This is a genomic window from Pseudomonas sp. LBUM1657 (assembly GCF_059716075.1).
In genome coordinates, this window is record NZ_CP166799.1 from 557,680 (window position 1) to 584,320 (window position 26,641).

Here is a 26,641-nt window from a genome sequence, read left to right on the forward strand (position 1 = left end):
GGCTCCTTAATAGCTGGTTTCCGGCAGGCTAGCGATGATCGAGCGATAGCTGTTCATCCGTTGCTGCTGCACGCGGCCTTCTTCAAGAGCCTTGAGCAGGGCGCAACCCGGCTCGCGGTCGTGCTTGCAGTCGCGGAAGCGGCAGGTGCCGATCAAGTCGTTGAACTCGATGAAGCCGGCTTCGACGTCGGCACGGCTGACGTGGCCCAGGCCGAACTCACGAATACCCGGGGAGTCGATCAACTCACCGCCACCGGGGAAGTGGAACAACCGCGCGGTCGTGGTGGTGTGGGTGCCTTGGCCGGACAACTCGGACAGCGGGCCGACACGGGCTTCGACTTCAGGCAACAGGGTGTTGACCAACGAGGATTTGCCGACGCCGGACTGGCCGACGAACACGCTGATGTGCCCGTCCAGTTGCGCCTGCAATTGCTCCATGCCGTTACCGTGATGCGCCGACACTTCCAGTACCGGGTAACCCAGCGTGCGGTAAACCGCGAGCAAGGCATTCAGCGCCGGGGCGTTCTGCTCGTCGATCAGGTCGAACTTGTTGAGCAGCAGCAGCGGACGAATCCCGGCGTGCTCCGCCGCGACCAGATAACGGTCGATCAGGTTGGCATGGGGTTCGGGCAACGGTGCGAAGACGATGACAATCATGTCGACGTTGGCGGCAACAGGCTTGAGTTGACCACGGCTGTCCGGACGGCAGAGCTCGGTTTTACGCGGCAGTTGCGCCACGATCACGCCGATGCCCTGGTTGCCGGCACGCCAGACCACCTGATCGCCGGTCACCAGCGCAGGCAGGTTGGCGCGCAAATGGCAGCGGAACACCTGGCCGGCCAATTCGCCATCGAGGGCTTCGACTTCGACTTGCACACCGAAGTGCGCGATCACCAGGCCGGTTTGCTCCGGTCCCAGGTCGCCACCTTCGAGTGCCTCGACAGCCGAGGACTCGCGTTTGGCGGCGCGGGCAGCGCGTTCGCCCTGAATCTTTTCGATGCGCCAGTTTTGACGACGATTGAGTTGGCGTTTGGCCATGGGTGTTCCGTATCAAGAATGCAGCGATTAGGTAAAACGGCCGCGAGTTTAGCACGCCCGGCCGGTCGCCTAGGCTAAACTGCGCAGCATTGCCTAGGAGTCGACACATGCAAAATCCGCAGAATCTGATCTGGATCGACCTGGAAATGACCGGTCTGAACCCTGATACCGACGTCATCATCGAGATGGCGACCATTGTCACCGACAGTGATTTGAACACCCTGGCCGAAGGTCCGGTGATCGCCATCTACCACAGCGACGAGATCCTCGCCGGCATGGACGAGTGGAATACCCGTCAGCACGGCGGCTCCGGGCTGACCCAGCGGGTTCGCGACAGTCGCATCAGCATGGCCGAAGCCGAAGCCGAGACCATCGCCTTCCTGGAGAAATGGGTGCCGAAGGGCAAGTCGCCGATCTGTGGCAACAGCATCTGCCAGGACCGTCGCTTCCTTTATACCCACATGAAATCCCTGGAAAGCTTTTTCCACTACCGCAACCTCGACGTGTCGACTCTGAAAGAGTTGGCCGCGCGCTGGGCACCAGACGTGCGCGACAGCTTCACAAAGGGCAGCACCCACCTGGCGCTGGACGACATCCGCGAGTCGATCGCTGAGCTGCAGCACTACCGCAAGCATTTCATCAAGTTCTGATTGGGCGGTGCCCGCACCGACGCCTTCGCGGGCAAGCCCGCTCCCATATTGGATCGCGTTATCCCTGTGGGAGCGGGCTTGCTCGCGAATAGATCTTCCAGTCGCCGAAGATTCAAGGCAAAGAACATTCTCGGGCGCCCTCTTTTGGTGCCGCCTCGAAGTGGCTAGACTGCGCGCCTTCCTGCAAGGACCGCCACCATGTTGCTGATGCTCTACCTGATCGCCATTACCGCCGAAGCCATGACCGGTGCCCTGTCTGCGGGCCGTCGTGGCATGGATTGGTTTGGTGTAGTGCTGATCGCCTGCGTCACGGCTCTGGGTGGCGGCTCGGTGCGCGACGTGCTGCTCGGCCATTACCCGCTGACCTGGGTCAAACACCCTGAATACCTGGTGCTGACCTCGGTCGCGGCGATGTTTACCGTCTTCGCGGCACGCTGGATGCGCCACCTGCGTTCGCTGTTTCTGGTGCTTGACGCCGTGGGCCTGGTGGCCTTCACGCTAATTGGCTGCATGACTGCTCTGGAAATGGGGCACGGCATGCTGGTGGCCTCGGTCAGCGGCGTGATCACCGGGGTTTTCGGCGGCATCCTGCGCGACATCTTCTGCAACGACATCCCGCTGGTCTTCCGCCGCGAGCTATATGCCAGCGTCTCGTTCGCTGCGGCGTGGTGCTACATGTTCTGTATCTATCTGCAATTGCCCGGCGAACAGGCGATTCTGGTTACTTTGTTTGGCGGTTTCCTATTGCGATTGCTGGCGATCCGTTTCCATTGGGAGATGCCGAAGTTCGTTTATAACGACGAAGCCTGACGCTCGGCGTGTTGTTTCAGCGCCCATTCGACGTGTTCGCGCACCAGCTCCGACGGATACTCCCGTCGTGCCTTCAACGCTTCCAGCACCGGAATCGTTGAAGGCGCATTCCCCAGTCCCACCGCCAGATTGCGCAACCAGCGCTCATAACCCGCCCGCCGCAGCGGTGAACCTTCGGTACTGCTGAGGAATTTGTCTTCGTCCCACATAAACAACTCGGCCAGTTCGGCGTTGTCCAGGTTGTGCCGTGGCTTGAAGTCGCTTTCGCCGGACGGACGGGCGAAGCGGTTCCATGGGCAGACGATCTGGCAGTCATCGCAGCCGAACACCCGGTTGCCGATCAGCGGCCGTAACTCTTCGGGAATCGCGCTTTTCAGTTCGATGGTCAGGTAGGAAATGCAGCGCCGGGCGTCCAGCACGTAGGGGCCGACGAAGGCGTTGGTCGGGCAGATATCGAGGCACGCGGTGCAACGGCCGCAATGTTCAGTGGAGTGGGGCGGGTCAATCGGCAGTGGAAGGTCGACAAACAATTCGCTGAGGAAAAAGTAGCTGCCGGCCTTTCGATTCAAGACCAGGGTGTTTTTGCCGATCCATCCCAGGCCGGCCTTCTCGGCGATGGCCTTTTCCAGCACCGGGGCGCTGTCGACGAAAGCTCGATAGCCGAACGGGCCGATGACCGCCTGAATTTTTTCTGCCAGTTGTTGCACGCGTTTACGGATCAATTTGTGGTAATCGCGGCCCAACGCATAGCGCGAGACGTAGGCTTTTTCCGGTTGGGCCAGCAATTGCGCCATTTGGGTGTCGCCCGGCAGGTAGTCCATGCGCAGGGAGACGACCCTTAATGTGCCCGGCACCAGTTCTTCCGGGTGCGAGCGTTTGCTGCCGTGGGCGCCCATGTATTCCATTTCGCCGTGGTAGCCGGCTTCCAGCCAGCGCTCCAGGTGCTGCTCATGCTCGACCAGGTCGAGGCCGCTGATGCCGACTTGCTGAAAGCCCAGCTCGCGGCCCCAGTCCTTGATGGATTGGGCGAGGGCGGGCAGGTCTGTAGTAATAGCGGGCATGAGGCGAGAGAAACCGGAGCTGAGGTGCGTATAATTCTGCCAGACATCGGAGCCCGAAGACGCATGCCGCACACTAAAGATGATTTACCCGACGCGCTGTATAGCGCCGCACAAGTCCGAGCCCTCGATGCGAACCTGATCGCCGCCGGCACGCCTGGCTTCGAATTGATGCAGCGGGCGGCGCGGGCGACCTGGCGTGCCATGGTCCGGCAATGGCCGACGGCAAACGAATTGAGCGTGGTGGCCGGTCATGGCAACAACGCCGGCGACGGCTATCTGGTGGCGGTGCTGGCGCGGCGTGCCGGCTGGCACGTGCGGGTGCTGGCGGCCGGTGATCCTCAAGGTTTGCAGGGTGACGCAGCATTGGCCCATGCCGAAGCCGTGTCCGAGGGTGTCGCGGTTCAAGCCTGGAGCGCGCAGTCCGAGTTGCGCGGCATCGTGCTGGACGCCCTGCTCGGCACCGGTTTGACGGGGGAAGTGCGAGAGCCTTATGCCAGCGTCATTGCGGCAATTAATGCCAGTGGCCTGCCGGTTGCGGCGGTGGATATTCCTTCGGGTCTTTGTGCTGATTCGGGGCGTACGCTCGGCACGGCTGTTCGAGCTGATCTGACCGTGACCTTCATCGGCTTGAAACTGGGCCTGCTCACGGGCGATGCGGCGGACGTCGTCGGCGAATTGGTCTTCAATGATCTGCAAGCCACCCCTGAGTCGTTTAACGGCGTCGCCATCAGTGCGCGTCGTCTGACGGTCGGTAACCTGCCGCGTCTGGCGGGTCGCGCGGCAACTTCCCACAAAGGCAGGTTTGGCCACGTATTGCTGATCGGCGGAGATCTCGGTGTTGGCGGCGCCATCCTGCTGAGCGCGCAAAGTGCCCTGCGCAGTGGCGCGGGCATGGTGTCCGTCGCCACTCGCAGCGAACATGTTCCGGCCGCCTTGGCGCGTTTGCCTGAAGCGATGGTGCTGGGCACATCATCGGCCAATCAGCTGATGGGATTGCTTCAAAAAGTTTCCGTGTTGGTCGTCGGTCCAGGTCTGGGTCAGGCTGCCTGGGGACGCAGCCTATTGTCGGCCGCCGCCAACGCACCGCTGCCGCAAGTCTGGGACGCCGATGCGTTGAACTTGCTGGCCGAAGAACGTGTGAGCTTGCCCAAGGATTGTGTGATCACGCCGCATCCGGGCGAAGCGGCGCGCTTGCTCGGGATATCGACTGCCGACGTTCAGGCCGATCGTCCTGCCGCCGCTCACGCATTGAGCAAAAAATACGCCGCTGTAGTGATTCTGAAAGGCGTCGGCAGCCTGATTGCCAGTCCCGATGGGCGACTGTCGGTGTGTCATCAGGGACATCCGGCCATGGCCACCGCGGGATTGGGCGATGTGCTGGCCGGTCTGGTTGGCGCGTTGCTGGCCCAGGGCATGGAGGCGTTCGATGCCGCCTGTCTGGCGGTCTGGCTGCACGCCAATGCCGGCGCGCAAGAAGGTAAATTCGGCCGTGGGCTGGCGGCCAGTGATCTGATCCCAGCCATTCGTCAGTTGTTGGAGGAGCAAGCACCGTGTCTGAAGTAACCCTGTACCTGGCTGATGAAGAGGCGATGACTGCGTTTGGCGCACGCATCGCACAAACAACCGAAGGGCACGGTCTGATTTTTCTCGAGGGGGATCTAGGGGCAGGCAAAACCACGCTGTCCCGGGGCATCATCCGTGGTTTGGGGCATGTGGGCGCGGTAAAAAGTCCGACCTTCACCCTGGTCGAACCCTACGAGATCGGCGACATCCGGGCCTTTCACTTCGACCTCTATCGCCTGGTCGATCCGGAGGAGCTGGAGTACCTCGGCATCCGCGACTACTTCGAAGACGACGCGTTGTGCCTGATCGAATGGCCCCAGAAGGGTGCAGGCTTTTTGCCAAAGCCCGACCTGACCATTACCATTAGCCCGCAAGACAGCGGGCGTTCGCTGAAAATTTTGTCCCAGGGCTCGCGTGGCGAGTCGTGGTGTGCCGCTTTGGCATTGGAATCCAATTAAATGATGGGGTTAGGTATGCGCTTTCGCGCGTTGGTTGCTGCCGTAGGGATGTTGTTTTTGGCGGTGACCGTCGACGCTGTGGCCGAGACGAAGGTCAACAGTGTTCGCCTGTGGCGGGCGCCGGACAACACACGTCTGGTGTTTGACCTGACCGGTCCTGTTCAGCACAGCGTCTTTACCCTGACCGCCCCGGATCGGCTGGTGATCGACATCAATGGCGCGAGTCTCGGGGCGCCACTGAACGTCAATAGCTCGAACACCCCGATCACTGCGATGCGCTCGGCTCAGCGCACGCCGACCGATCTGCGGGTGGTTATCGATCTGAAAAAAGCCGTCACCCCGAAAAGCTTTACCCTGGCGCCAAACGCCCAGTACGGCAATCGCCTGGTGGTCGACTTGTTCGATAACCCTGCCGATGCCGCGCCAATACCGCCGCCGACCAACGTCGCGACAGTGGCGCCGGTTCCGGTCACACCGGTTGAACCTGCGGTCAAGCTGCCGCCCGCACCGGCTGGCAAGCGCGACATTATTGTGGTGATCGATGCCGGTCACGGCGGTGAAGACCCGGGCGCCTCCGGCTCTCGCGGTCAGCGCGAGAAAGACGTGGTGCTGGCCATTGCGCGTGAACTGCAGCGCCAGGTCAATGGCATGAAAGGCTTCCGCGCCGAACTGACCCGCACCGGCGACTACTTCATTCCCTTGCGCGGTCGTACCGAAATCGCTCGCAAGAAAGGCGCCGACCTGTTCGTCTCGATCCACGCCGACGCCGCGCCTTCGACCGCTGCTTTCGGTGCGTCGGTGTTTGCCCTGTCTGATCGCGGTGCCACTTCGGAGACTGCCCGTTGGCTGGCCGACAGCGAAAACCGTTCTGACTTGATCGGTGGTGCCGGTAACGTCAGCCTCGATGACAAGGACCGTATGCTGGCGGGCGTTCTGCTCGACTTGTCGATGACGGCGTCCCTGACCTCCAGCCTGAACGTTGGCCAGAAGGTGCTGAGCAATATTGGTCGCGTCACGCCGCTGCACAAACAACGTGTGGAACAGGCCGGGTTCATGGTGCTGAAGTCGCCGGACATTCCGTCGATCCTGGTGGAAACCGGGTTCATCTCCAACGCCAACGAAGCCTCGAAACTCGCGGCGGCCAACCACCAGCAAGCGCTGGCGCGATCGATCAGCAGCGGCGTGCGCCAGTTCTTCCAGCAGAATCCACCGCCCGGTACTTATATCGCCTGGTTGCGTGATTCCGGTGGGATCGCGCAAGGTCCGCGGGACCACCGGGTAAACCCTGGCGAGACGCTGGCGATGATTGCCGTGCGTTACCAGGTGTCCCCGGCCACCTTGCGCAGCGCCAACAACCTGAAAAGCGATGACCTCAAAGCCGGTCAACACCTGACCATTCCCGGCACTGAACTGGCGGCCAAAGAATGAACCAGGTGCTGACCAACACGGCTCGCATCGAGCTGCTCAGCCCACGGCTGGCGAACCAGATTGCCGCCGGTGAAGTGGTTGAACGCCCGGCTTCGGTGATCAAGGAGCTGCTGGAAAACAGCCTCGACTCCGGCGCCAAACGCATTGATGTCGATGTCGAACTGGGAGGCGTCAAGCTGCTGCGGGTGCGTGACGATGGCAGCGGTATTTCTGCCGACGATCTGCCGCTCGCCCTGGCTCGTCACGCCACCAGCAAGATCCGCAATCTGGAAGATCTCGAACAGGTCATGAGTCTCGGGTTTCGCGGTGAAGCACTGGCGTCGATCAGCTCCGTGGCGCGCCTGACCCTGACCTCCCGCACCCGCGAGGCCGATCAGGCCTGGCAGGTCGAGACCGAAGGCCGGGACATGGCGCCGCGCGTGCAGCCCGCGGCTCATCCGGTGGGCACTTCGGTGGAAGTGCGCGATTTGTTTTTTAACACCCCGGCGCGGCGCAAGTTTCTCAAAACGGAAAAAACCGAATTTGATCACCTGCAAGAAGTGATCAAGCGCCTGGCCTTGGCGCGTTTCGATGTCGCGTTCCATCTACGCCACAATGGCAAAACCATCCTCAGCCTGCACGAGGCCCACGATGATGCGGCCCGCGCCCGGCGTGTGGCGGCGATCTGTGGTGCAGGGTTCCTGGAGCAGGCGCTGCCGATCGAAATCGAGCGCAATGGCCTGCATTTATGGGGATGGGTCGGCTTGCCTACCTTTAACCGCAGTCAGGCGGACTTGCAGTATTTCTTCGTCAATGGCCGCGCCGTGCGCGACAAACTGGTGGCCCACGCGGTGCGCCAGGCTTATCGCGACGTGCTGTTCAACGGTCGTCACCCGACGTTCGTACTGTTTTTCGAAGTTGATCCGGCAGGCGTCGACGTCAACGTGCACCCGACCAAACACGAAGTGCGTTTCCGTGACGGGCGCATGGTTCACGATTTCCTTTATGGCACCCTGCACCGCGCCCTGGGCGATGTGCGGCCGGAAGACCATTTGGCGGCGCCAGTCGCGACGGCGATGGTTCGACCTACCGGCATTGATGCTGGAGAGTTCGGACCGCAGGGCGAAATGCGCCTGGCGGCCAATGCGTTGCTGGAACAGCCTCAGGCTCAGCCGGCGTTCAACACGACGGCGGGCTCGGGCGCGGGTGCCGGTTATCAGTATCAATACACGCCGCGTCCGCAGTCTGGCGTGCCTGCTGCAGAAGCCCAGGCGGCTTATCGCGAGTTCTTCGCGCCGTTGCCCGAAGCCAATGCGGTCGCGCTGCCGGCCGGTCAGGACGACATTCCGCCGCTGGGTTATGCGTTGGCGCAGCTCAAGGGCATCTACATTCTTTCGGAAAACGCCCAGGGCCTGGTGCTGGTGGACATGCATGCCGCTCACGAGCGGATCATGTACGAACGCCTGAAAATCGCCATGGCCAGCGAAGGCTTGAGCGGTCAGCCGCTGCTGGTGCCGGAATCCCTGGCGGTCAGTCAGCGTGAAGCCGATTGCGCCGAAGAGCACGTCGCGTGGTTCCAGCGCCTGGGCTTTGAATTGCAGCGTTTGGGCCCGGAAACCCTGGCAATCCGGCAGATTCCGGCCTTGCTCAAGCAGGCTGAAGCCAATCGACTGGTCAGCGACGTACTGGCGGACCTGATGGAATACGGCACTAGCGACCGGATTCAGGCGCACTTGAACGAGCTGCTCGGCACCATGGCCTGCCACGGCGCGATTCGTGCGAATCGGCGTCTGGCCCTGCCGGAAATGAACGGTCTGCTGCGGGATATGGAAAACACCGAGCGCAGCGGTCAATGCAACCATGGCCGACCGACCTGGACCCAACTGGGTCTGGACGATCTGGACAAACTGTTCTTGCGCGGTCGTTGATGAGCCAGCTCCCACCTGCGATTTTCCTGATGGGGCCGACGGCTGCCGGCAAGACCGACCTGGCCATCGAACTCACCAAAGTATTGCCTTGCGAGCTGATCAGCGTCGATTCGGCGCTGGTCTACCGCGGCATGGACATCGGCACCGCCAAGCCTTCCAAAGAGCTTTTGGCTGAGTTTCCGCATCGTTTGATCGATATCCTCGACCCGGCCGAGAGCTATTCCGCTGCAGATTTCCGTCGTGATGCCCTCGAAGCCATGGCCGACATCACCGCGCGGGGCAAAATTCCGCTGCTTGTAGGCGGCACGATGCTCTACTACAAGGCTTTGGTCGAAGGGCTGGCGGACATGCCGGCCGCCGATCCAGAAGTCCGCGCGCAAATCGAAGAAGAGGCTGCACGCCTTGGCTGGCAAGCCCTGCACGAGCAGTTGGCGGTGATCGACCCGGAATCCGCGGCGCGTATTCATCCGAACGATCCACAGCGACTCAGTCGAGCACTGGAAGTTTATCGAGTCAGTGGTCAGAGCATGACTGAGCTACGCTTGCGACAATCTGCGCAAAGTACTGAAGCAGCCGCTTCGGGACTGCAACAATTGCCCTATACTGTCGCGAACTTGGCCATTGCTCCGGCAAATCGCCAAGTACTGCACGAGCGAATTAAACAAAGATTCACGAATATGTTGGAACAGGGATTCATTGACGAGGTCGTAGCCCTGCGTAAGCGAAGTGACCTGCATTCCGGGTTGCCGTCTATACGTGCGGTAGGCTACCGACAAGTCTGGGACTACCTGGATGGCAAGCTGACGCAAGCCGAGATGCAGGAGCGTGGGATCATTGCCACGCGCCAATTGGCGAAGCGCCAGTTCACCTGGCTGCGCAGTTGGGCTGATTTACACTGGTTGGACAGCCTGGATTGCGACAATCTGCCGCGCGCCTTGAAATACCTGGGGACCATCTCCATATTGAGCTGAGTCCTTGCAATTGCCGTCTATCCTTGGGGGTGTGGCGGCCACAAGCCATCTGTTTACCTATTTTTTATATTGAATCCTTAAAGGAGTGCGGCACATGTCAAAAGGGCATTCGCTACAAGACCCTTACTTGAATACTTTACGTAAAGAGAAAGTTGGGGTGTCCATCTACCTGGTCAACGGGATCAAACTGCAAGGCACGATCGAGTCTTTCGACCAGTTCGTTATCCTGCTGAAAAACACCGTTAGCCAGATGGTTTACAAACACGCTATCTCTACAGTGGTGCCGGTTCGTCCAATTCGTCTGCCTAGCGCAACCGAATCCGAAGCAGGTGACGCTGAGCCAGGTAACGCCTGATAGGAGTCTCCTTTGTTCTTTGAGCGCCACGGTGGTGGTGAGCGGGCAATTCTCGTTCACTTGGATGGTCAGGACCCTGAGGCGCGCGAAGATCCGCAGGAGTTTCAGGAGTTGGCAATTTCGGCTGGCGCCGAGACCGTCGCGTTTTTCAACGTGCCGCGTCATCGGCCAACCGCCAAATACCTGATTGGCAGCGGCAAGGTCGAAGAACTACGCGACCTGGTCAAAGCCGAACAGGTAGATCTGGTGATTTTCAATCACATCCTCACGCCCAGTCAGGAACGTAACCTCGAACGTGTTTTCGAGTGTCGCGTGATCGACCGCACGGGTCTGATTCTCGATATCTTCGCCCAACGCGCCCGCACCCATGAAGGCAAGCTCCAGGTCGAACTGGCCCAGCTTGAGCACATGAGTACGCGGCTGGTTCGTGGCTGGACTCACCTTGAGCGGCAGAAGGGCGGTATCGGTCTGCGCGGTCCGGGTGAAACCCAGCTGGAAACCGACCGGCGTCTGTTGCGGGTTCGCCTGCGCCAGATCAAGGGGCGCCTGGAAAAGGTCCGCAGCCAGCGCGAGCAATCTCGTCGCGGGCGCAAACGTGCTGATATCCCGACGGTTTCACTGGTGGGTTATACCAACGCCGGCAAATCGACGCTGTTCAACTCGGTGACCGATTCCGACGTCTTCGCGGCTGACCAGCTGTTCGCGACTCTCGACCCGACCCTGCGTCGGCTTGAACTCGACGACCTCGGGCCGATCGTTCTGGCCGACACCGTGGGCTTCATTCGTCACTTGCCGCACAAACTGGTCGAGGCATTTCGGGCTACGCTCGAAGAGTCGAGCAACTCCGACCTGCTGCTGCATGTGATCGACGCTCATGAGCCTGAGCGTATGGCCCAGATTGAACAGGTCATGGTGGTACTTGGGGAGATCGGGGCTCAAGACTTGCCGATCCTTGAGGTATACAACAAACTCGATTTGCTCGAGGGCGTAGAGCCGCAGATCCAGCGCGATGCCGATGGCAAGCCGCAGCGGGTCTGGTTGTCGGCCAAGGATGGTAGTGGTCTTGACCTGCTCAAACAGGCTGTGGCCGAACTGCTCGGTGATGATTTGTTTGTTGGCACCTTGCGCTTGCCGCAACGTTTTGCTCGACTGCGTGCGCAGTTTTTCGAACTCGGTGCGGTACAGAAAGAAGAACACGACGAAGAAGGCATCAGTTTGCTGGCCGTTCGCTTGCCACGAGTCGAGTTGAATCGACTGGTGAGCCGTGAAGGTTTGCAACCGATGGAATTCATCGAGCAACACACTTTGCAATAAAAGCCTGAGAAAGCGGTTGTGCCGTGGTGACAGGCATTCTGTAGCATTGGTCGGCGCGCCGTGGGTGCGTCTTTGCTTTATCAGATGGAGAGCGCTATGGCTTGGAATGAGCCGGGTGGCAACTCGAATAATCAGGATCCTTGGGGTGGCAAGCGCCGCAATAACGGCGACCGCAAGGGGCCACCGGATCTCGACGAGGCCTTCCGAAAGCTGCAGGAAAGCCTGAACGGGTTGTTCGGTGGTGGTAAGAAACGTGGTGACGACGGCGGTGGTTCGGGCAAGAGTGGCGGCTTCGGCGGCCTGCTCGGCATCGGCCTGGTCGTGCTGGCGGCCGTGTGGCTGTACAGCGCGGTCTACGTAGTCGACGAGCAGGAGCAAGCCGTGGTGCTGCGCTTCGGCAAGTACTACGAAACCGTCGGTCCGGGTCTGAACATCTATTTCCCGCCGCTGGATCGCAAGTACCTGGAAAACGTCACGCGTGAGCGTGCCTATACCAAGCAAGGTCAAATGCTGACTGAAGACGAGAACATCGTCGAAGTGCCGCTGACCGTGCAGTACAAGATCAGCAACCTGCAGGACTTCGTGCTGAGTGTCGATCAGCCGGAAATCAGCCTGCAGCACGCGACCGAAAGTGCCTTGCGTCATGTGGTGGGTTCCACCGCGATGGACCAGGTGTTGACCGAAGGTCGTGAGTTGATGGCCAGCGAGATCAAGGAGCGTCTGCAACGCTTCATGGATACCTATCGCACCGGCATCACTGTCACTCAGGTCAACGTACAGAACGCAGCTGCGCCACGTGAAGTTCAGGAAGCCTTTGATGACGTGATCCGTGCCCGTGAAGACGAGCAGCGTTCGCGCAACCAGGCTGAAACCTACGCCAATGGCGTCGTGCCGGAAGCCCGTGGCCAGGCCCAGCGCATCCTTGAAGATGCCAATGGTTACCGTGACGAAACCGTCTCGCGCGCCAAGGGTGAGGCGGATCGCTTCACCAAGCTGGTCGCCGAGTATCGCAAGGCACCGGAAGTCACCCGCGAGCGTCTGTACCTGGACACCATGCAGGAAGTCTTCAGCAATACCAGCAAGGTTCTCGTGACCGGCAACAAGAATGGCCAGAGCAATCTGCTCTACTTGCCGCTGGACAAAATGGTCGACAGTGGCCGCAGCACCAGCACTCAGGTGACCGGCGCGGCAGCCACCAGCAATGAAGCGAATGCACGTGCGGCAGCTGATCTGCAGCAACAGCAGACACGTACCAGGGAGAGTCGCTGATGAGCAATAAATCGCTGATCGCCCTTATTGTCGGCGTCGTCGTGGCGATCGCTGCCTGGAACTGCTTCTACATCGTGGCTCAGACCGAGCGTGCGGTGTTGCTGCAGTTCGGTCGCGTGGTCCAGGCTGATGTTCAGCCCGGCCTGCATGTGAAAGTGCCTTACGTTAACCAGGTGCGCAAATTCGACGCGCGCCTGATGACGCTGGATGCACCGACGCAACGCTTCCTGACGCTGGAAAAGAAAGCCGTGATGGTCGATGCCTACGCCAAGTGGCGCGTGAAAGATGCCGAGCGCTTCTACACCGCGACATCGGGCCTCAAGCAGATTGCTGACGAGCGTCTTTCCCGTCGTCTGGAATCGGGTCTGCGTGACCAATTCGGTAAGCGCACGCTGCACGAGGTGGTTTCTGGTGAACGTGACGCGTTGATGTCCGATATCACTGCTTCGTTAAACACAATGGCGGAGAAAGAGCTGGGCATCGAAGTGGTCGATGTTCGGGTCAAGGCCATCGATCTGCCGAAAGAAGTGAACCGCAGCGTGTTCGAGCGTATGAGCTCCGAGCGTGAGCGTGAAGCTCGCGAGCACCGCGCCAAGGGTAACGAGCTGGCCGAAGGCATTCGTGCCGACGCCGATCGTCAACGCCGCGTGCTGGTGGCTGAAGCCTATCGTGAATCCGAAGAGGTTCGCGGTGATGGTGATGCCCAGGCTGCTGCGATCTACTCCAAGGCCTACGGCCAGGATCAGGAATTCTACGGTTTCTACCGTAGCCTGCGTGCCTACCGTGAAAGCTTCGCGAACAAATCCGACGTCATGGTCCTGGACCCAAGCAGCGACTTCTTCCGTTACCTGGAAAAAGCCAAGCCTTGATACGGCGTTGACCTGAATCATCCCCCGCCTGGCGGCTAAAACCTCTGGCGGGGTGATCCTTTGGGAAAACGTGTGTATGATGCGGCAGCCGGGAAATTCCCGGCTTTTTTGCGTCTGCACGTTTGATTGCTGCTTTTTAGCAGGCGCCCGAGTTGAATGACTCGACAGGTTTTTCGAGGAAAGTGGTTGGCGAAGCCGATTTCAGGCTTTTCGCCATGTTGTTCTTGCGCGCGGATTGTGCACATGAGCCCATCATTTTCTGCTTCACTCAAGGCTCGCCCACAGGCTTGCCGCCCGGATCATAGGGGAATGGCGTAATGGCAACGGTAGACCGCTGGCTGCTGCCAGATGGCATCGAAGAAGTACTGCCACCAGAAGCGGCGCGCATCGAAGTAGCGCGTCGTCAGGTGTTGGATCTGTTCCAGAGCTGGGGTTACGAGTTTGTCGTGACTCCCCATATCGAGTACCTGGAATCCCTGCTGACCGGCGCGGGCCAGGACCTCGATCTGCGTACCTTCAAGGTCATCGACCCGCAATCGGGCCGGCAGATGGGTTTCCGTGCCGACATCACGCCGCAAGTGGCGCGCATCGATGCGCATACCCTGCGTCGCGAAGGCCCGAGCCGTCTGTGCTATGCCGGTAGCGTGCTGCATGCGCAGCCGCGCGCCTTGTCGTCCTCGCGCAGCCCGATTCAACTGGGCGCCGAGTTGTACGGCGATGCCAGCCCGAGCAGCGACGTGGAAGTCATCAGCCTGATGCTGGCCATGCTGCAACTGGCCGATGTGCCGGATGTACACATGGACCTCGGGCATGTCGGCATCTACCGCGGCCTGGCCCGCGCCGCCGGATTGTCCGGTGAAGTCGAGCAGCAGTTGTTCGACGCATTGCAACGTAAGGCCATCGATGAGGTCATTACCTTGACCGAAGGCTTGCCTGCCGATCTGTCGGGCATGCTGCGAGCGTTGGTTGATCTGTGTGGCGGCCGTGAAGTATTGAGCGCCGCCCGCGAGCGTCTGGCGAATGCGCCGGCACCGGTTCTGGCTGCTCTGGACGACTTGCTGGCGATTGCCGAACGTCTGTCCACGCGTTTCCCCGAATTACCGCTTTACTTCGACCTGGGCGAGTTGCGCGGCTACCACTACCACACCGGTGTGGTGTTCGCCGTATTTGTGCCGGGTGTTGGCCAGTCTATTGCCCAGGGCGGTCGTTACGACGACATCGGCGCCGACTTCGGTCGCGCTCGTCCGGCAACCGGCTTTTCCACCGATTTGAAAACCCTGGTGACCCTGGGGCGTGCTGAAATCGAGCTACCGTCTGGCGGTATCTGGATGCCTGACAGTACGGATGCAGCACTCTGGCAGCAGGTTTGCCAGTTGCGCAGCGAGGGTCAGCGTGTTGTTCAGGCATTGCCTGGGCAGCCTTTGGCCGCCGCCCGTGAAGCGGACTGCGACCGGCAATTGATTCAGCAGAACGGGCTTTGGCAAGTATCGCCACTGGCCTCTTGAGTTTTCCCGCCGGCTGCCGCCGGCACCAAGTTTGCGCGAATGAGGACAAGTGTTATGGGTAAGAATGTCGTAGTCCTGGGCACCCAATGGGGTGATGAGGGCAAAGGCAAGATCGTTGATCTGCTGACCGAACATGCTGCCGCCGTAGTGCGCTACCAGGGTGGCCACAACGCTGGTCACACCCTGGTGATCGATGGCGAAAAAACCGTCTTGCACCTGATTCCGTCGGGCGTGCTGCGCGAAGGCGTGCAGTGCCTGATCGGCAACGGCGTGGTGGTTGCACCGGACGCTCTGCTGCGGGAAATCATCAAGCTGGAAGAGAAAGGCGTACCGGTGCGTGAGCGTCTGCGTATCAGCCCGTCCTGCCCGCTGATCCTGTCCTACCACGTAGCGCTGGACCAGGCTCGTGAAAAGGCCCGTGGCGAGCTGAAGATCGGTACCACCGGTCGTGGCATCGGCCCGGCCTACGAAGACAAGGTTGCTCGTCGCGGCCTGCGCATCGGTGACCTGTTCCACCGCGAGCGTTTCGCCGCCAAGCTGGGCGAGTTGCTGGATTACCACAACTTCGTACTGGTCAATTACTACAAAGAGCCGGCGATCGACTTCCAGAAGACGCTCGACGAGTGCATGGAATACGCCGAGCTGCTCAAGCCGATGATGCTCGACGTCACCGCCGAGCTGCACGAGCTGCGTCGCGCTGGCAAAGACATCATGTTCGAAGGCGCCCAAGGTTCCTTGCTGGACATCGACCACGGTACCTACCCGTACGTCACCAGCTCCAACACCACCGCGGGCGGCATTGCCACCGGTTCGGGTTTTGGTCCGATGTACCTGGATTACATCCTCGGCATCACCAAGGCCTACACCACTCGCGTCGGTTCGGGTCCGTTCCCGACTGAGCTGTTCGACGACGTTGGTGCGTTCCTGGCCAAGCGTGGCCACGAGTTTGGTGCTACTACCGGCCGTGCCCGTCGTTGCGGCTGGTTCGATGCCGTCATCCTGCGTCGCGCCATCGACGTCAACAGCATCTCGGGCCTGTGCCTGACCAAGCTGGACGTGCTGGACGGCCTGGAAACCATCAACATCTGTGTTGGCTACAAGAACCAGGATGGTGCAGTGATCGACGCCCCGACCGACGCCGACAGCTACATCGGCCTCGAGCCCGTGTACGAAGAGATGCCAGGCTGGACCGAATCCACCGTCGGTGCCAAGACCCTGGAAGAGCTGCCTCAGGCTGCGCGCAACTACATCAAACGCGTCGAAGAGTTGGTCGGTGCGCCGATTGACATTATTTCGACGGGCCCGGACCGCAACGAAACCATCGTTCTGCGTCACCCGTTCGCTTAATAAGTCGTTGATGTAAAAGACAAAGGGTCCTTGATTGGACCCTTTGTCGTTTCTGTCGAATACACGGCATGACCTTTGCTGTGATTACCTCTTCTGGCGAGCCATCAATTTAATGGCGTCAAAGCAGAGGGATTTCCTGTGTCGGCCGTTCTCTCATTGTTACAAAGCCGTTTGTTGCGGCCCGTGTTCGTTACCCTTGGTATCGCACTTTTGGTGCAGGTGCTGGTGGCTGTTGCCCTGACTCGGAGCACAGTCACTGCGCTGGAAGCCGATCTAGGCGTGCGCCTGGGGGCCGACAGTCAAAAACTCTCCGGTGAACTTGAGCAGGCGGGGCGTGAAGTCACGTCGAGCCTGGACAACCTGTCTTCCAGCACCCGTCAGCGGCTCACCGCGGGCCTGTCTTCGCGTCTGAAAGACGAGCAGGCGCAACTGCGTGCGACGTTGGAGAAGGATCTGAAGGATTCCGCCAATGATATGGCGCAGCTTTTGGCTTCGGTCGCACCCCGCGCCATGTGGGACAGCGACGTTCCAACCCTGTCCGAATTCGCTCGTCGGGCGCAGCGTAATCCCAACGTGTTGTTCGTGGTCTACGACGACGCCACGGGCCAACACCTGACGCGTTATCTCAACCGCGAGAACCCGATCAACAAGGCGTTGCTGGAGAAAGGCCAGGGCGAGCGTGCGCTGGACAAGGTGCTGGACGCGGCGAAGAACGATCCGTCGGTCTACTACCTCGAAGCGTCGATCAACCCCAATGGCGTGGAGATCGGCAAGGTATTGATGGGCGTCTCCACGGCCTCGGTTGAAACCGATCTGGCGGCCCTCGACAAGCGCTTCTCGGCGCTGATCGCCAGCAGTGATCAGCTGGTGGGCGACAGCCTCGAAGGCGCGGCGGCTGACAGTGCCAAGGCCATGCAGGCGCGTTTGCAATCGGCGCAGTCCACGGCATCTGAAATGAAGGTCAATACCACCACGACCGTGCAGGAAGCGGCGGGCACCTTGCGCTGGCGCATCGGCATGGGCCTGGCGCTGGTCGGTTGCGGCGTGTTGCTCTTGCTCGCGGTGGTGCTGGGGCGTCGAGTGGTCAATCGCTTGAAAATGCTGATCGCCGCCATGGATGACCTGGCGGCGGGCGAGGGTGACCTGACCAAGCGTGTGCAGATCAACAGCAAGGACGAAATCGGCGATATGGCTTCGGCGGTCAATCGCTTTGTGGATAAGTTACAGCCGATCGTGCGGGAGGCGGGCGATGTGGCCCAGCGCACGGGCGTGGAAATCGGTGCCATGACCTTGCGCAATGCCGGGGCTGATGCGGCGGCCGGTATGCAGCGTGATGAAGTGGCCGAGAGCCTGCGGGCCTTGTCGCAAATGGCTGATGAAGCCCAGTCCGAAAGTCACGCCATGCAGGCGGCCTTGCAGCAGGTGGTGGATATTCGTCAGGCCACCGACGAAAACACCAGGACCTCGGCCAAGGTCGGCAGCCTGATCGAAGCATTGGCCGGGCAGGTCGATACCGGGGCGAAAGTCATCGAGCGGCTGGCACAGCAGAGTGAACAGATTGAAGTGGTGCTGACGGTGATTCACGGGATCGCCGAGCAAACCAACCTGCTGGCTTTGAACGCGGCGATCGAGGCGGCGCGCGCTGGCGAGACTGGTCGCGGGTTTGCCGTGGTGGCGGATGAAGTGCGAGCGCTGGCGAGCAAGACGCAGAGTTCGACGGGCGACATTCAGGCGCATATCGTTGCCTTGCAGCAGGGGGCGCGTGAGGCGGTGGCGGCGATCGGCCAGGCCGGGCGTCAGGCCAGTGAAGGTTTGCTGGTGTTGCGTGACAGTGCGCGGTTGCAACAATCGGTGCAGGCCTCTGTCGAGCAAGTGCATGCGGCGATTGGTCTGGCGACTCAGGCGGCAGCTCATCAGGCGCAAGGCGCGCAGGCGGTGCGTGGACGGGTTGAGACCATACATGCGCAGGCTGAAAAGGCTGCTCAGGCGGTGGTGGAAACCACAGCCAGTGGCAAGGTTCTCGATGGGTTGGCGGCGCAGTTGAAAGCGAGCCTGGGGCAGTTCCGGGCCTGATGGGTTGTCTGGGATGGCCCCTTCGCGAGCAAGCCCGCTCCCACATTTTTGATTTCTGTTGTTCACAAATTGTGTGTTCGCAGAAGATCAGTGTGGAGCGGGCTTGCTCGCGAAGGCCCTCTCAGCGGCTCAAATACATCCGAGTCGTCAGCAGATAAACCGGCAGCCCCGACACCAGAATCAATAACGCCGCATAAGGCGCCGCTGCCGCAAATTCCACATTCGCGGTATGCGCCCAGACTTCCGTCGCCAAGGTATTGAGTCCGGTCGGGCTCAGCAGCAATGTCGCCGTCAGCTCCTTCATCGCATCCAGAAACACCAGCGCGAACGCCGCACCGAGAGCTGGAAAGATGATCGGCAAGGTCACCCGGCAGAACGCGGTGAAAGATGAGGCGCCCAGTGTGCGTGCAGCCTCTTCCAATTGCGGCGCAGCCTTGTTCAGCGCCGTGCGAATCGGCGCCTGGGCCAGCGGCAAAAAAAGCAACGCGTAGGCAATCAGCAGTAACGCCGAGGTCTGATACAGCACCGGCACATAGTGCAGGGCGAAATACACCAGCGTCAGCGCGATCACCAGGCCTGGCAGCGCATGCAGCAGGTACGGCAAGCGTTCCGCCCAGATCGCCAGCAGGCCTTTATGGCGCACCACCAGCAACCCCACCGGCACTGCCAGCACCAGGCACAGTGCTGCGCCGCCCAATGACAGCGCCAGGGACGACAGCAATGCCTCGCTGATCGCCGCGACCGGGAACGCCGCCGACGAGCCCACGGCAAGCCAGTACGCCAGCATCCCCAGCGGAATGCCGCTGCCGATGATTGCCAGTGCCAGGCAGTAAAGCTGCCCGGCCGCCACCCAACGTCCGAGGCGAACCTGTTCCGCGCGCCGTGCCGCGCCCTGGCCGGTGCGAACGTGTCGACCTTTGCCGCGCACTCGCAGCTCTAGCCATAACAACACCAGACACAACGCCAGCAGTACCGCCGAGAGCATCGCCGCGTTGGCGTTGCTGAATTCCAGTTCGAACTGTTGATAGATCGCCGTGGTGAAGGTCTGGAGACCAATGATCGACAGTGCACCGAACTCCACGAGCATGTGCAGGGCAATCAGCAGCGAACCGGCGAGCAGTGACGGCCAGAGCAGCGGCAGGGTGATCCTGAAAAATACGCCCCAGCGATTCTGCCCCAGTGTGCGGGCAGACTCTTCCAGGGACGGATCAAGATTGCGCAGGGTTGCCGCCACGGGCAGAAAGATCAGCGGGTATTTGGACAGGGTCATCACCAGAATCGCCCCGCCCAGCCCTTCGAAGTGGGCACTCAGGGAGACCCAGGTAAAACTGCTGACGAACGCCGGTACAGCGAACGGCAGGCACAGGAGCACGCCCCAAAGCCGCCGCCCCGGAAGATTGCTGCGTTCCAGTAGCCACGCCAGCGACAGGCCGATCACACCACAAGCCAGCGTCACGCCGACCATCAGCGCCAACGTGTTGCGCAACAGGCCGAACACGTAAGGCCGCCAAAGCAGGTGCAGCGCTTCGGCCCAACCGGCCTGCCAGGCCTTGAGCCCGACATACGCCAGCGGCAGAAGGCTGAGCACGACCAGCAGCAAAACCGGCAGCAACAGCCAGATCGACGGCCGCTTGCGCCTTGGCACATAGCCCCTGCGCAAGGCAGGGGCGGATAACGATGTGCTCATCAGTTCAAGCCAACGTCGCGTTCCAGGTCCAGGGCTTCTTCGGCATTGCCGAGATCGGCTGGAGTGACTTTCGGGGCTTGCAGTTCGCTGAACGGCTTGAGGCCGCGATCCGATTCCATGCCTTTGTGCAGCGGGTATTCGGCAGTGGTCTGGGTGATCACGCGCTGACCTTCTTCACTGGCCATGTAGGCAAGAAATTGCTGGGCTTCTTTTGGATGCTTGCTGGATTTCAGCACAGCAGCGCTAGAAACGGTGATCAACCCGCCGACGTCGCCGCCGGTGAAGTAATGGAGTTTCGAATCGAGTTGGCCTTTCTCGCGTTGCAAGGCAAACCAGTAGTAGTTGTTCACCAGCACGGTGGCGACTTCGCCGTTTTCCACGGCCTTCAGCGCGACCATGTTGTTGCTGTAAGTCTTGCCGAACGCGCGCAGGCCGGTCAGCCATTCTTCGGCCGCGTCCATGCCATGGATCTTGATAATCGCCACGGCCTGTTCCTGGAACGCACCGCTGGTGGGCACGAAGCCGACCTTGCCTTGCCATTTCGGGTCGGAGAATTCCATCACCGACTTGGGCAGGTCTTTTTCGTCGATCAGTTTGGGGTTGAAGGCGACGACACGGACTCGTGCCGTGATGCCGATCCAGGTGCCGTTGGCCGCCACGTAGTCTTTCGGCAGAACAGCGAGGGTGGCAGCGTCGGTGGGTGTCAACAGGCCTTGTTCGCCGAGTTTGTTCAGGGGTGGGGATTCTTCGGTGTAGATCACGTCGGCGGGGGAGCGATCGCCTTCTTCGACGACCTGGCTGGCAAGCTGGTTACTGCTGCCCTTGCGTACATTGACGTGAATGCCGGTCTTGGCTTCGAAGGCTTTGGCGATGGCGTCGCCGACTTCCTTGTGTTGACCGTTGTAGAGTGTCAGGGAGACCGGATCGGCGGCCTGGGTGAGGGGAGTGGCGAGTGCCAGGCCGAGCAGGGTGATGGTCAGGCCGCGGCGCAGGGTATTTCGAAACATCATTCGCAGGGTTCCTCACTGTCGCATTGCAAAATCTTGCAACAATGATAAACGATATTGTTTCTCATGTGCGCCTTGCGGGGATGGCGAGGGTTTGCTAGAGCGTCCGGCGCAGACTGATGATCTCTGTCAGTGAAATGCAATCCATGTAGGAGCGGGCTTGCTCGCGAAGAGGGAGTGTCAGTCGACATTGATGTCGCTGAGACACCGTTTTCGCGAGCAAGCCCTCCCACAGGTATTCAGTATTGAGTTTGAGATTTTTGAATGCAAGAAACGCAAAAACCCGCTTTCGCGGGTTTTTGTGAAATTCAAGATCGTGACCTTGAATTTGAATTGGTGCCCAGAAGAAGACTCGAACTTCCACGACCTTGCGGTCACCAGCACCTGAAGCTGGCGTGTCTACCAATTTCACCATCTGGGCATTCATCTTCAGCGTTGCCGCTGTTGATGTGGCGCACTATACGGAGAGCTTTTTGATCTGTAAACCCCTGATTTAGTATTAATAAATCAGGGGCTTGGAATGCAAAAAACCCGCTTTCGCGGGTTTTTGTGTGAGCCTTGAAATTGATCTAATCTCAAGCTCGAAATTGGTGCCCAGAAGAAGACTCGAACTTCCACGACCTTGCGGTCACCAGCACCTGAAGCTGGCGTGTCTACCAATTTCACCATCTGGGCAGTATCGACAGCGCGTCTGCGTCGTCGATGGCGCGCACTATACGGAGCGTCATTTTAACTGTAAACCCCTGGCATCGAAAAAACCTGGAAAATTTTACCAGTGGCATTTAATTCAGCTTTGCGGTGTCGATAAAGGGCTTTAGATGGGCTGTCATAGCCTGAAATTTCCCGTTTCATTACGCCTATGCCAAACTAACCCGCATATAGACAAGGTGAAAACTCTCTAATGGCCGATTGGCAGTCCCTCGATCCCGAGGCCGCTCGTGAAGCGGAAAAATATGAAAACCCTATTCCTAGCCGCGAACTGATCCTTCAGCACCTTGCTGATCGGGGTTCGCCTGCTAACCGCGAGCAGTTGGTCGAAGAGTTTGGTCTGACCACAGAAGACCAGATCGAAGCCCTGCGTCGCCGTCTGCGCGCCATGGAGCGCGATGCTCAACTCATTTATACCCGTCGCGGCACGTATGCGCCGGTGGACAAGCTCGACCTGATCCTCGGCCGCATCAGTGGTCACCGTGACGGTTTCGGCTTCCTGGTCCCGGACGACGGCAGCGATGACCTGTTCATGAGCCCGGCGCAAATGCGCCTGGTGTTCGATGGCGACCGCGCCCTGGCCCGTGTTTCCGGCCTGGACCGTCGTGGTCGTCGCGAAGGCATGATCGTCGAAGTGGTCTCCCGTGCCCACGAGACCATCGTCGGTCGCTACTTCGAAGAGGGCGGTATTGGCTTCGTTGTTGCGGACAATCCGAAGATCCAGCAAGAAGTGCTGGTCACGCCGGGTCGCAACGCCAATGCCCAGATCGGTCAATTCGTCGAAGTGAAGATCACTCACTGGCCGACACCGCGCTTTCAGCCGCAAGGCGACGTGGTTGAAGTCGTGGGTAACTACATGGCGCCGGGCATGGAAATCGATGTCGCCCTGCGCACCTACGACATTCCTCACGTCTGGCCTGAAGCGGTCTTGAAAGAAGCCGCCAAGCTCAAGCCGGAAGTCGAAGAGAAAGATAAAGAGAAGCGCATCGACCTGCGTCATCTGCCGTTCGTGACCATCGACGGCGAAGACGCTCGCGACTTCGATGACGCGGTTTACTGCGAAGCCAAGCCGGGCAAGCTGCGCCTGTTCTCCGGTGGCTGGAAGTTGTACGTGGCGATTGCCGACGTTTCCAGTTACGTGAAAATCGGCTCGGCCCTGGACAACGAATCCCAGGTTCGCGGCAACTCGGTGTACTTCCCCGAGCGCGTGGTGCCGATGCTGCCTGAGCAGCTGTCCAACGGCCTGTGCTCGCTGAACCCGCACGTCGATCGCCTGGCCATGGTTTGCGAGATGACCATCTCCAAATCCGGCGAAATGACCGACTACTGCTTCTACGAAGCGGTGATTCACTCCCATGCCCGCCTGACCTACAACAAAGTCAGCGCGATGCTGGAAACGCCGAAAGTCACCGAAGCGCGTCAGCTTCGTGGCGAATACAACGACGTTCTGCCGCACCTCAAACAGCTGTATGCGCTGTACAAGGTTCTGCTGGCAGCCCGTCACGTGCGTGGCGCGATCGATTTCGAAACGCAGGAAACCCGGATCATCTTCGGGACCGAGCGCAAGATTGCCGAAATCCGTCCGACCGTTCGCAACGATGCGCACAAGCTGATCGAGGAATGCATGCTGGCGGCCAACGTGGCCACCGCCGAATTCCTGAAGAAGCACGAAATCCCTGCGCTGTATCGCGTCCACGATGGTCCGCCACCGGAGCGTCTGGAAAAACTGCGCGCCTTCCTCGGTGAGCTCGGCCTGTCCCTGCACAAAGGCAAGGACGGCCCGTCGCCGAAGGATTACCAGGCATTGCTGGCGAGCATCAAGGATCGGCCGGATTTCCACCTGATCCAGACCGTCATGCTGCGTTCGTTGAGTCAGGCGGTGTACAGCGCCGATAACCAGGGCCACTTCGGCCTGAATTACGAAGCCTATACTCACTTCACCTCGCCGATCCGTCGTTATCCGGACTTGCTCACGCACCGGGCGATTCGCAGCGTTATCCATTCGAAAATGGACACCCCGCACGTTCGCCGTGCTGGCGCGATGACCATTCCGAAAGCGCGCATCTATCCGTACGACGAGGCGATCCTGGAGCAGCTCGGCGAGCAGTGCTCGATGAGCGAGCGCCGTGCCGACGAAGCGACCCGCGATGTTGTGAACTGGCTCAAGTGCGAGTTCATGAAAGATCGTGTGGGCGAGTCCTTCCCGGGTGTGATCACCGCCGTGACCGGCTTTGGCCTGTTCGTTGAGCTGACCGATATCTACGTTGAAGGCCTGGTGCACGTCACTGCGCTGCCTGGCGATTATTACCACTTCGACCCTGTGCATCACCGCCTGGCCGGCGAGCGCACCGGTCGCAGCTTCCGCCTTGGCGACACCGTTGAAGTACGCGTCATGCGCGTTGACCTCGACGAGCGCAAGATCGACTTCGAGATGGCTGAAAAAACCATCAGCGCGCCGATCGGTCGCAAAAAACGCGGAACTGAAACCGCTGCGCCTGCAGCCAAAACGCCTGCAGAGCCAGCGCCGGCGAAAACCGGTCGTCGTCCCGCCAAGGAAAAGGCTGTTGAGGCCTATCGTCCGAGCGATGCGGCGGCGAAAAATGCCGAGCTGCGCAAGAGCCGCGAAATGAAGCAGGCGTTGTTGTCTGAAGCGAAAAGCGGCGGTAAAGCGGCGTCTGGGGGAAAGACCGGACGGTCGGCGCCTGACAAGGCTCCCGGCGGCAAGCCAGCGAAACCGAGCAAACACCGTAAAGGCCCGCCTAAAGCGGGTTCTGCTCCAGCCGCTAAAAGCGGTGGGGTGCGTAAACCTAAGGCCAAGTCATGAGTCAGTTGGAAAAGATCTACGGCGTGCATGCGGTAGAAGCATTGCTGCGTCACCACCCCAAGCGCGTCAAGCAAATCTGGCTGGCTGAAGGCCGCAGCGATCCGCGGGTTCAGACGTTGATTGAGTTGGCGAACGAAAATCGCGTGGCCGTTGGCAACGCCGAGCGTCGTGAGTTGGATGCCTGGGTCGAAGGCGTCCACCAGGGCGTGGTTGCGGATGTGAGTCCGAGCCAGGTCTGGGGCGAAGCAATGCTCGACGAGCTGCTCGATCGCACCGAAGGCGCGCCGTTGCTGCTGGTGCTCGACGGCGTGACCGACCCGCACAACCTCGGCGCTTGCCTGCGTTCGGCCGATGCGGCCGGCGCGCTGGCGGTGATCGTTCCGAAGGACAAGTCGGCTACGCTGACCCCGACGGTACGTAAAGTTGCCTGCGGCGCGGCGGAAGTGATTCCGTTGGTTGCCGTGACCAACCTGGCGCGTACCCTGGAAAAACTCAAGCAGCGTGGCTTGTGGGTCGTCGGTACGGCGGGCGAGGCTGAGCAGGATCTGTATCAGCAAGACCTGACCGGGCCGACCATCCTGATCATGGGCGCGGAAGGCAGCGGCATGCGTCGCCTGACTCGCGATCTTTGTGACTATCTGGTACGCCTGCCGATGGCGGGCAGTGTCAGCAGTCTCAATGTTTCCGTGGCTACTGGCGTGTGCCTGTTCGAGGCCCTGCGTCAGCGCGGCGTCAAAGCTGCTGGATCCGCCAAGAAGTCCTGATCCATACACGGTCCCCATGTGGGAGCGGGCTTGCTCGCGAATGCGGTCTGACATTCAACATTATTGCTGAATGACACAACGCTTTCGCGAGCAAGCCCGCTCCCACATTGGTTCTGCGTCAGGGCAAAGCTTGATGGTGTGAACGCACTGTTCAAATAATCACCAATTGCCTTGCGCCTCTCTTGTCCCTTCTCTACAATTGCGCCCCTTGCTGTGACGGCAGGCACGCATGTGTCTATCGCCAGCAAGTCCATAAGTGTCATTCACTCCTTGTCTGACCGCTTTTGAGCGGCAGGCTACAACCCGTAAGGAGCATTCATGCGTCATTACGAAATCATCTTTTTGGTCCACCCGGATCAAAGCGAGCAAGTCGGCGGCATGGTTGAGCGTTACACCAAGCTGATCGAAGAAGACGGCGGCAAAATCCACCGTCTGGAAGATTGGGGCCGTCGTCAACTGGCCTACGCAATCAACAATGTTCACAAGGCTCACTACGTGATGCTGAACGTTGAATGCACTGGCAAGGCCCTGGCCGAGCTGGAAGACAACTTCCGCTACAACGATGCAGTGATCCGTAACCTGGTCATCCGTCGCGAAGAAGCCGTTACCGGCCAATCCGAGATGCTCAAGGCTGAAGAAAACCGCAGTGAGCGCCGTGAGCGTCGCGACCGTCCTGAGCACGAAGGCGCTGAAAGCGTTGACAGTGATGACAGCGACAACAGCGATAACGCTGACGAGTAATCCACGGACCTTTTGAGGAGCCTATTACATGGCACGTTTCTTCCGTCGTCGTAAATTCTGCCGCTTCACCGCTGAAGACGTGAAAGAGATCGATTACAAAGATCTCAACACTCTGAAAGCTTATGTATCCGAGACCGGCAAAATCGTTCCAAGCCGTATCACCGGTACCAAAGCACGTTATCAGCGTCAGCTGGCCACCGCTATCAAGCGCGCCCGCTTCCTGGCCCTGCTGGCCTACACCGACAGCCACGGCCGCTGAGACCGGGCAGTCGACACGTAGCAAAGGATTGAA

22 protein-coding genes and 2 tRNA genes are annotated in these 26,641 nt (G+C 60.1%); 18 read left to right on the forward strand and 6 right to left on the reverse strand.

Annotated elements, in window-relative coordinates; translation table 11 throughout:
* Positions 1-6 precede the first annotated feature (6 nt).
* A complete protein-coding gene (gene rsgA / locus ACA055_RS02535; RefSeq protein WP_497682221.1) occupies positions 7-1,038 on the reverse strand; it encodes a small ribosomal subunit biogenesis GTPase RsgA in 1,032 nt (343 codons plus the stop codon).
* 107 nt (positions 1,039-1,145) lie between these two features.
* On the opposite strand from rsgA, the gene orn reads away from it, so the two are divergent.
* Positions 1,146-1,688, forward strand: coding sequence for an oligoribonuclease (gene orn / locus ACA055_RS02540; RefSeq protein ID WP_497682222.1), 543 nt, complete (start codon positions 1,146-1,148; stop codon positions 1,686-1,688).
* 198 nt (positions 1,689-1,886) lie between these two features.
* Positions 1,887-2,498 (forward strand): trimeric intracellular cation channel family protein, encoded by a 612-nt coding sequence (locus ACA055_RS02545; RefSeq protein ID WP_497682223.1) that lies wholly within the window; start codon positions 1,887-1,889, stop codon positions 2,496-2,498.
* On the opposite strand, the gene queG is transcribed toward ACA055_RS02545, so the two are convergent.
* The gene (gene queG / locus ACA055_RS02550; protein ID WP_497682224.1) at positions 2,480-3,559 is read right to left on the reverse strand and encodes a tRNA epoxyqueuosine(34) reductase QueG; all 1,080 of its coding nucleotides are present in this window, start codon (positions 3,557-3,559) and stop codon (positions 2,480-2,482) included. The two genes, ACA055_RS02545 and queG, sit on opposite strands and share 19 nt — an antisense overlap.
* 63 nt (positions 3,560-3,622) lie before the next feature.
* On the opposite strand from queG, the gene ACA055_RS02555 reads away from it, so the two are divergent.
* The 12 genes from ACA055_RS02555 (at position 3,623) to ACA055_RS02610 (ending at position 18,618) form a co-directional block, all read left to right on the forward strand.
* Positions 3,623-5,122, forward strand: coding sequence for an NAD(P)H-hydrate dehydratase (locus ACA055_RS02555; protein ID WP_497682225.1), 1,500 nt, complete (start codon positions 3,623-3,625; stop codon positions 5,120-5,122).
* A complete protein-coding gene (gene tsaE, locus ACA055_RS02560) occupies positions 5,110-5,580 on the forward strand; it encodes a tRNA (adenosine(37)-N6)-threonylcarbamoyltransferase complex ATPase subunit type 1 TsaE (protein ID WP_059405818.1) in 471 nt (156 codons plus the stop codon). The genes ACA055_RS02555 and tsaE overlap by 13 nt, the downstream gene beginning before the upstream one ends.
* Positions 5,581-7,008: an N-acetylmuramoyl-L-alanine amidase gene (locus ACA055_RS02565; protein WP_497682226.1), complete on the forward strand. Its 1,428-nt coding sequence runs from the start codon at positions 5,581-5,583 to the stop codon at positions 7,006-7,008. It begins immediately after the preceding gene.
* Complete coding sequence (gene mutL, locus ACA055_RS02570; RefSeq protein WP_497682227.1) at positions 7,005-8,915, forward strand: DNA mismatch repair endonuclease MutL; 1,911 nt, start codon at positions 7,005-7,007, stop codon at positions 8,913-8,915. The genes ACA055_RS02565 and mutL overlap by 4 nt, the downstream gene beginning before the upstream one ends.
* Positions 8,915-9,886, forward strand: coding sequence for a tRNA (adenosine(37)-N6)-dimethylallyltransferase MiaA (gene miaA, locus ACA055_RS02575; protein WP_497682228.1), 972 nt, complete (start codon positions 8,915-8,917; stop codon positions 9,884-9,886). The genes mutL and miaA overlap by 1 nt, the downstream gene beginning before the upstream one ends.
* A 94-nt stretch (positions 9,887-9,980) precedes the next feature.
* Positions 9,981-10,241, forward strand: coding sequence for an RNA chaperone Hfq (gene hfq / locus ACA055_RS02580; RefSeq protein WP_007902656.1), 261 nt, complete (start codon positions 9,981-9,983; stop codon positions 10,239-10,241).
* A gap of 12 nt (positions 10,242-10,253) precedes the next feature.
* Positions 10,254-11,555: a ribosome rescue GTPase HflX gene (gene hflX / locus ACA055_RS02585; RefSeq protein WP_497682229.1), complete on the forward strand. Its 1,302-nt coding sequence runs from the start codon at positions 10,254-10,256 to the stop codon at positions 11,553-11,555.
* A gap of 96 nt (positions 11,556-11,651) precedes the next feature.
* Positions 11,652-12,824 carry an FtsH protease activity modulator HflK gene (hflK, locus tag ACA055_RS02590; RefSeq protein WP_497682230.1) on the forward strand — a complete coding sequence of 391 codons (1,173 nt, stop codon included), beginning with the start codon at positions 11,652-11,654 and terminating at the stop codon, positions 12,822-12,824.
* Positions 12,824-13,693: a protease modulator HflC gene (gene hflC / locus ACA055_RS02595; protein ID WP_497682231.1), complete on the forward strand. Its 870-nt coding sequence runs from the start codon at positions 12,824-12,826 to the stop codon at positions 13,691-13,693. Before hflK ends, hflC begins: the two co-directional genes overlap by 1 nt.
* Before the next feature lie 317 nt (positions 13,694-14,010).
* On the forward strand, positions 14,011-15,198 hold the full coding sequence (locus ACA055_RS02600) for an ATP phosphoribosyltransferase regulatory subunit (RefSeq protein WP_007939588.1): 1,188 nt from the start codon (positions 14,011-14,013) through the stop codon (positions 15,196-15,198).
* A 54-nt stretch (positions 15,199-15,252) separates the two neighbouring features.
* Positions 15,253-16,545, forward strand: coding sequence for an adenylosuccinate synthase (locus ACA055_RS02605; RefSeq protein ID WP_010464193.1), 1,293 nt, complete (start codon positions 15,253-15,255; stop codon positions 16,543-16,545).
* 138 nt (positions 16,546-16,683) lie between these two features.
* The gene (locus ACA055_RS02610; protein WP_497682232.1) at positions 16,684-18,618 is read left to right on the forward strand and encodes a methyl-accepting chemotaxis protein; all 1,935 of its coding nucleotides are present in this window, start codon (positions 16,684-16,686) and stop codon (positions 18,616-18,618) included.
* Between the two features lie 121 nt (positions 18,619-18,739).
* On the opposite strand, the gene ACA055_RS02615 is transcribed toward ACA055_RS02610, so the two are convergent.
* The 4 genes from ACA055_RS02615 to ACA055_RS02630 all read right to left on the reverse strand — a co-directional run bounded on the left by ACA055_RS02615 (position 18,740) and on the right by ACA055_RS02630 (position 21,987).
* On the reverse strand, positions 18,740-20,305 hold the full coding sequence (locus tag ACA055_RS02615) for an ABC transporter permease (protein WP_497682233.1): 1,566 nt from the start codon (positions 20,303-20,305) through the stop codon (positions 18,740-18,742).
* Positions 20,305-21,315 carry an iron ABC transporter substrate-binding protein gene (locus ACA055_RS02620; protein ID WP_497682234.1) on the reverse strand — a complete coding sequence of 337 codons (1,011 nt, stop codon included), beginning with the start codon at positions 21,313-21,315 and terminating at the stop codon, positions 20,305-20,307. Before ACA055_RS02620 ends, ACA055_RS02615 begins: the two co-directional genes overlap by 1 nt.
* Before the next feature lie 331 nt (positions 21,316-21,646).
* A tRNA-Leu gene (locus tag ACA055_RS02625) sits at positions 21,647-21,733 on the reverse strand.
* 167 nt (positions 21,734-21,900) lie between these two features.
* A tRNA-Leu gene (locus ACA055_RS02630) sits at positions 21,901-21,987 on the reverse strand.
* A gap of 226 nt (positions 21,988-22,213) precedes the next feature.
* Here ACA055_RS02630 and rnr point away from each other — a divergent pair.
* The 4 genes from rnr (at position 22,214) to rpsR (ending at position 26,608) form a co-directional block, all read left to right on the forward strand.
* The gene (gene rnr, locus ACA055_RS02635; protein ID WP_497682235.1) at positions 22,214-24,844 is read left to right on the forward strand and encodes a ribonuclease R; all 2,631 of its coding nucleotides are present in this window, start codon (positions 22,214-22,216) and stop codon (positions 24,842-24,844) included.
* Complete coding sequence (gene rlmB / locus ACA055_RS02640; RefSeq protein ID WP_497682236.1) at positions 24,841-25,608, forward strand: 23S rRNA (guanosine(2251)-2'-O)-methyltransferase RlmB; 768 nt, start codon at positions 24,841-24,843, stop codon at positions 25,606-25,608. The genes rnr and rlmB overlap by 4 nt, the downstream gene beginning before the upstream one ends.
* Positions 25,609-25,926: 318 nt before the next feature.
* Positions 25,927-26,349, forward strand: coding sequence for a 30S ribosomal protein S6 (gene rpsF / locus ACA055_RS02645; RefSeq protein WP_054595362.1), 423 nt, complete (start codon positions 25,927-25,929; stop codon positions 26,347-26,349).
* Between the two features lie 28 nt (positions 26,350-26,377).
* The gene (gene rpsR / locus ACA055_RS02650; protein ID WP_002551829.1) at positions 26,378-26,608 is read left to right on the forward strand and encodes a 30S ribosomal protein S18; all 231 of its coding nucleotides are present in this window, start codon (positions 26,378-26,380) and stop codon (positions 26,606-26,608) included.
* Positions 26,609-26,641 lie beyond the last annotated feature (33 nt).

Excerpts from the sequence above, each read along its gene's own strand:
- rnr (WP_497682235.1), top strand. The coding sequence starts at position 22,214 with ATGGCCGATTGGCAGTCCCTCGATCCCGAGGCCGCTCGTGAAGCGGAA.
- ACA055_RS02600 (WP_007939588.1), top strand. The coding sequence starts at position 14,011 with ATGGCAACGGTAGACCGCTGGCTGCTGCCAGATGGCATCGAAGAAGTA.
- rpsF (WP_054595362.1), top strand. The coding sequence starts at position 25,927 with ATGCGTCATTACGAAATCATCTTTTTGGTCCACCCGGATCAAAGCGAG.
- mutL (WP_497682227.1), top strand. The coding sequence starts at position 7,005 with ATGAACCAGGTGCTGACCAACACGGCTCGCATCGAGCTGCTCAGCCCA.
- ACA055_RS02545 (WP_497682223.1), top strand. The coding sequence starts at position 1,887 with ATGTTGCTGATGCTCTACCTGATCGCCATTACCGCCGAAGCCATGACC.
- miaA (WP_497682228.1), top strand. The coding sequence starts at position 8,915 with ATGAGCCAGCTCCCACCTGCGATTTTCCTGATGGGGCCGACGGCTGCC.
- queG (WP_497682224.1), bottom strand. The coding sequence starts at position 3,559 with ATGCCCGCTATTACTACAGACCTGCCCGCCCTCGCCCAATCCATCAAG.
- ACA055_RS02565 (WP_497682226.1), top strand. The coding sequence starts at position 5,581 with ATGATGGGGTTAGGTATGCGCTTTCGCGCGTTGGTTGCTGCCGTAGGG.
- hflK (WP_497682230.1), top strand. The coding sequence starts at position 11,652 with ATGGCTTGGAATGAGCCGGGTGGCAACTCGAATAATCAGGATCCTTGG.
- hfq (WP_007902656.1), top strand. The coding sequence starts at position 9,981 with ATGTCAAAAGGGCATTCGCTACAAGACCCTTACTTGAATACTTTACGT.
- rlmB (WP_497682236.1), top strand. The coding sequence starts at position 24,841 with ATGAGTCAGTTGGAAAAGATCTACGGCGTGCATGCGGTAGAAGCATTG.
- hflC (WP_497682231.1), top strand. The coding sequence starts at position 12,824 with ATGAGCAATAAATCGCTGATCGCCCTTATTGTCGGCGTCGTCGTGGCG.
- ACA055_RS02555 (WP_497682225.1), top strand. The coding sequence starts at position 3,623 with ATGCCGCACACTAAAGATGATTTACCCGACGCGCTGTATAGCGCCGCA.
- rpsR (WP_002551829.1), top strand. The coding sequence starts at position 26,378 with ATGGCACGTTTCTTCCGTCGTCGTAAATTCTGCCGCTTCACCGCTGAA.
- ACA055_RS02615 (WP_497682233.1), bottom strand. The coding sequence starts at position 20,305 with ATGAGCACATCGTTATCCGCCCCTGCCTTGCGCAGGGGCTATGTGCCA.
- orn (WP_497682222.1), top strand. The coding sequence starts at position 1,146 with ATGCAAAATCCGCAGAATCTGATCTGGATCGACCTGGAAATGACCGGT.
- ACA055_RS02620 (WP_497682234.1), bottom strand. The coding sequence starts at position 21,315 with ATGATGTTTCGAAATACCCTGCGCCGCGGCCTGACCATCACCCTGCTC.
- ACA055_RS02605 (WP_010464193.1), top strand. The coding sequence starts at position 15,253 with ATGGGTAAGAATGTCGTAGTCCTGGGCACCCAATGGGGTGATGAGGGC.
- rsgA (WP_497682221.1), bottom strand. The coding sequence starts at position 1,038 with ATGGCCAAACGCCAACTCAATCGTCGTCAAAACTGGCGCATCGAAAAG.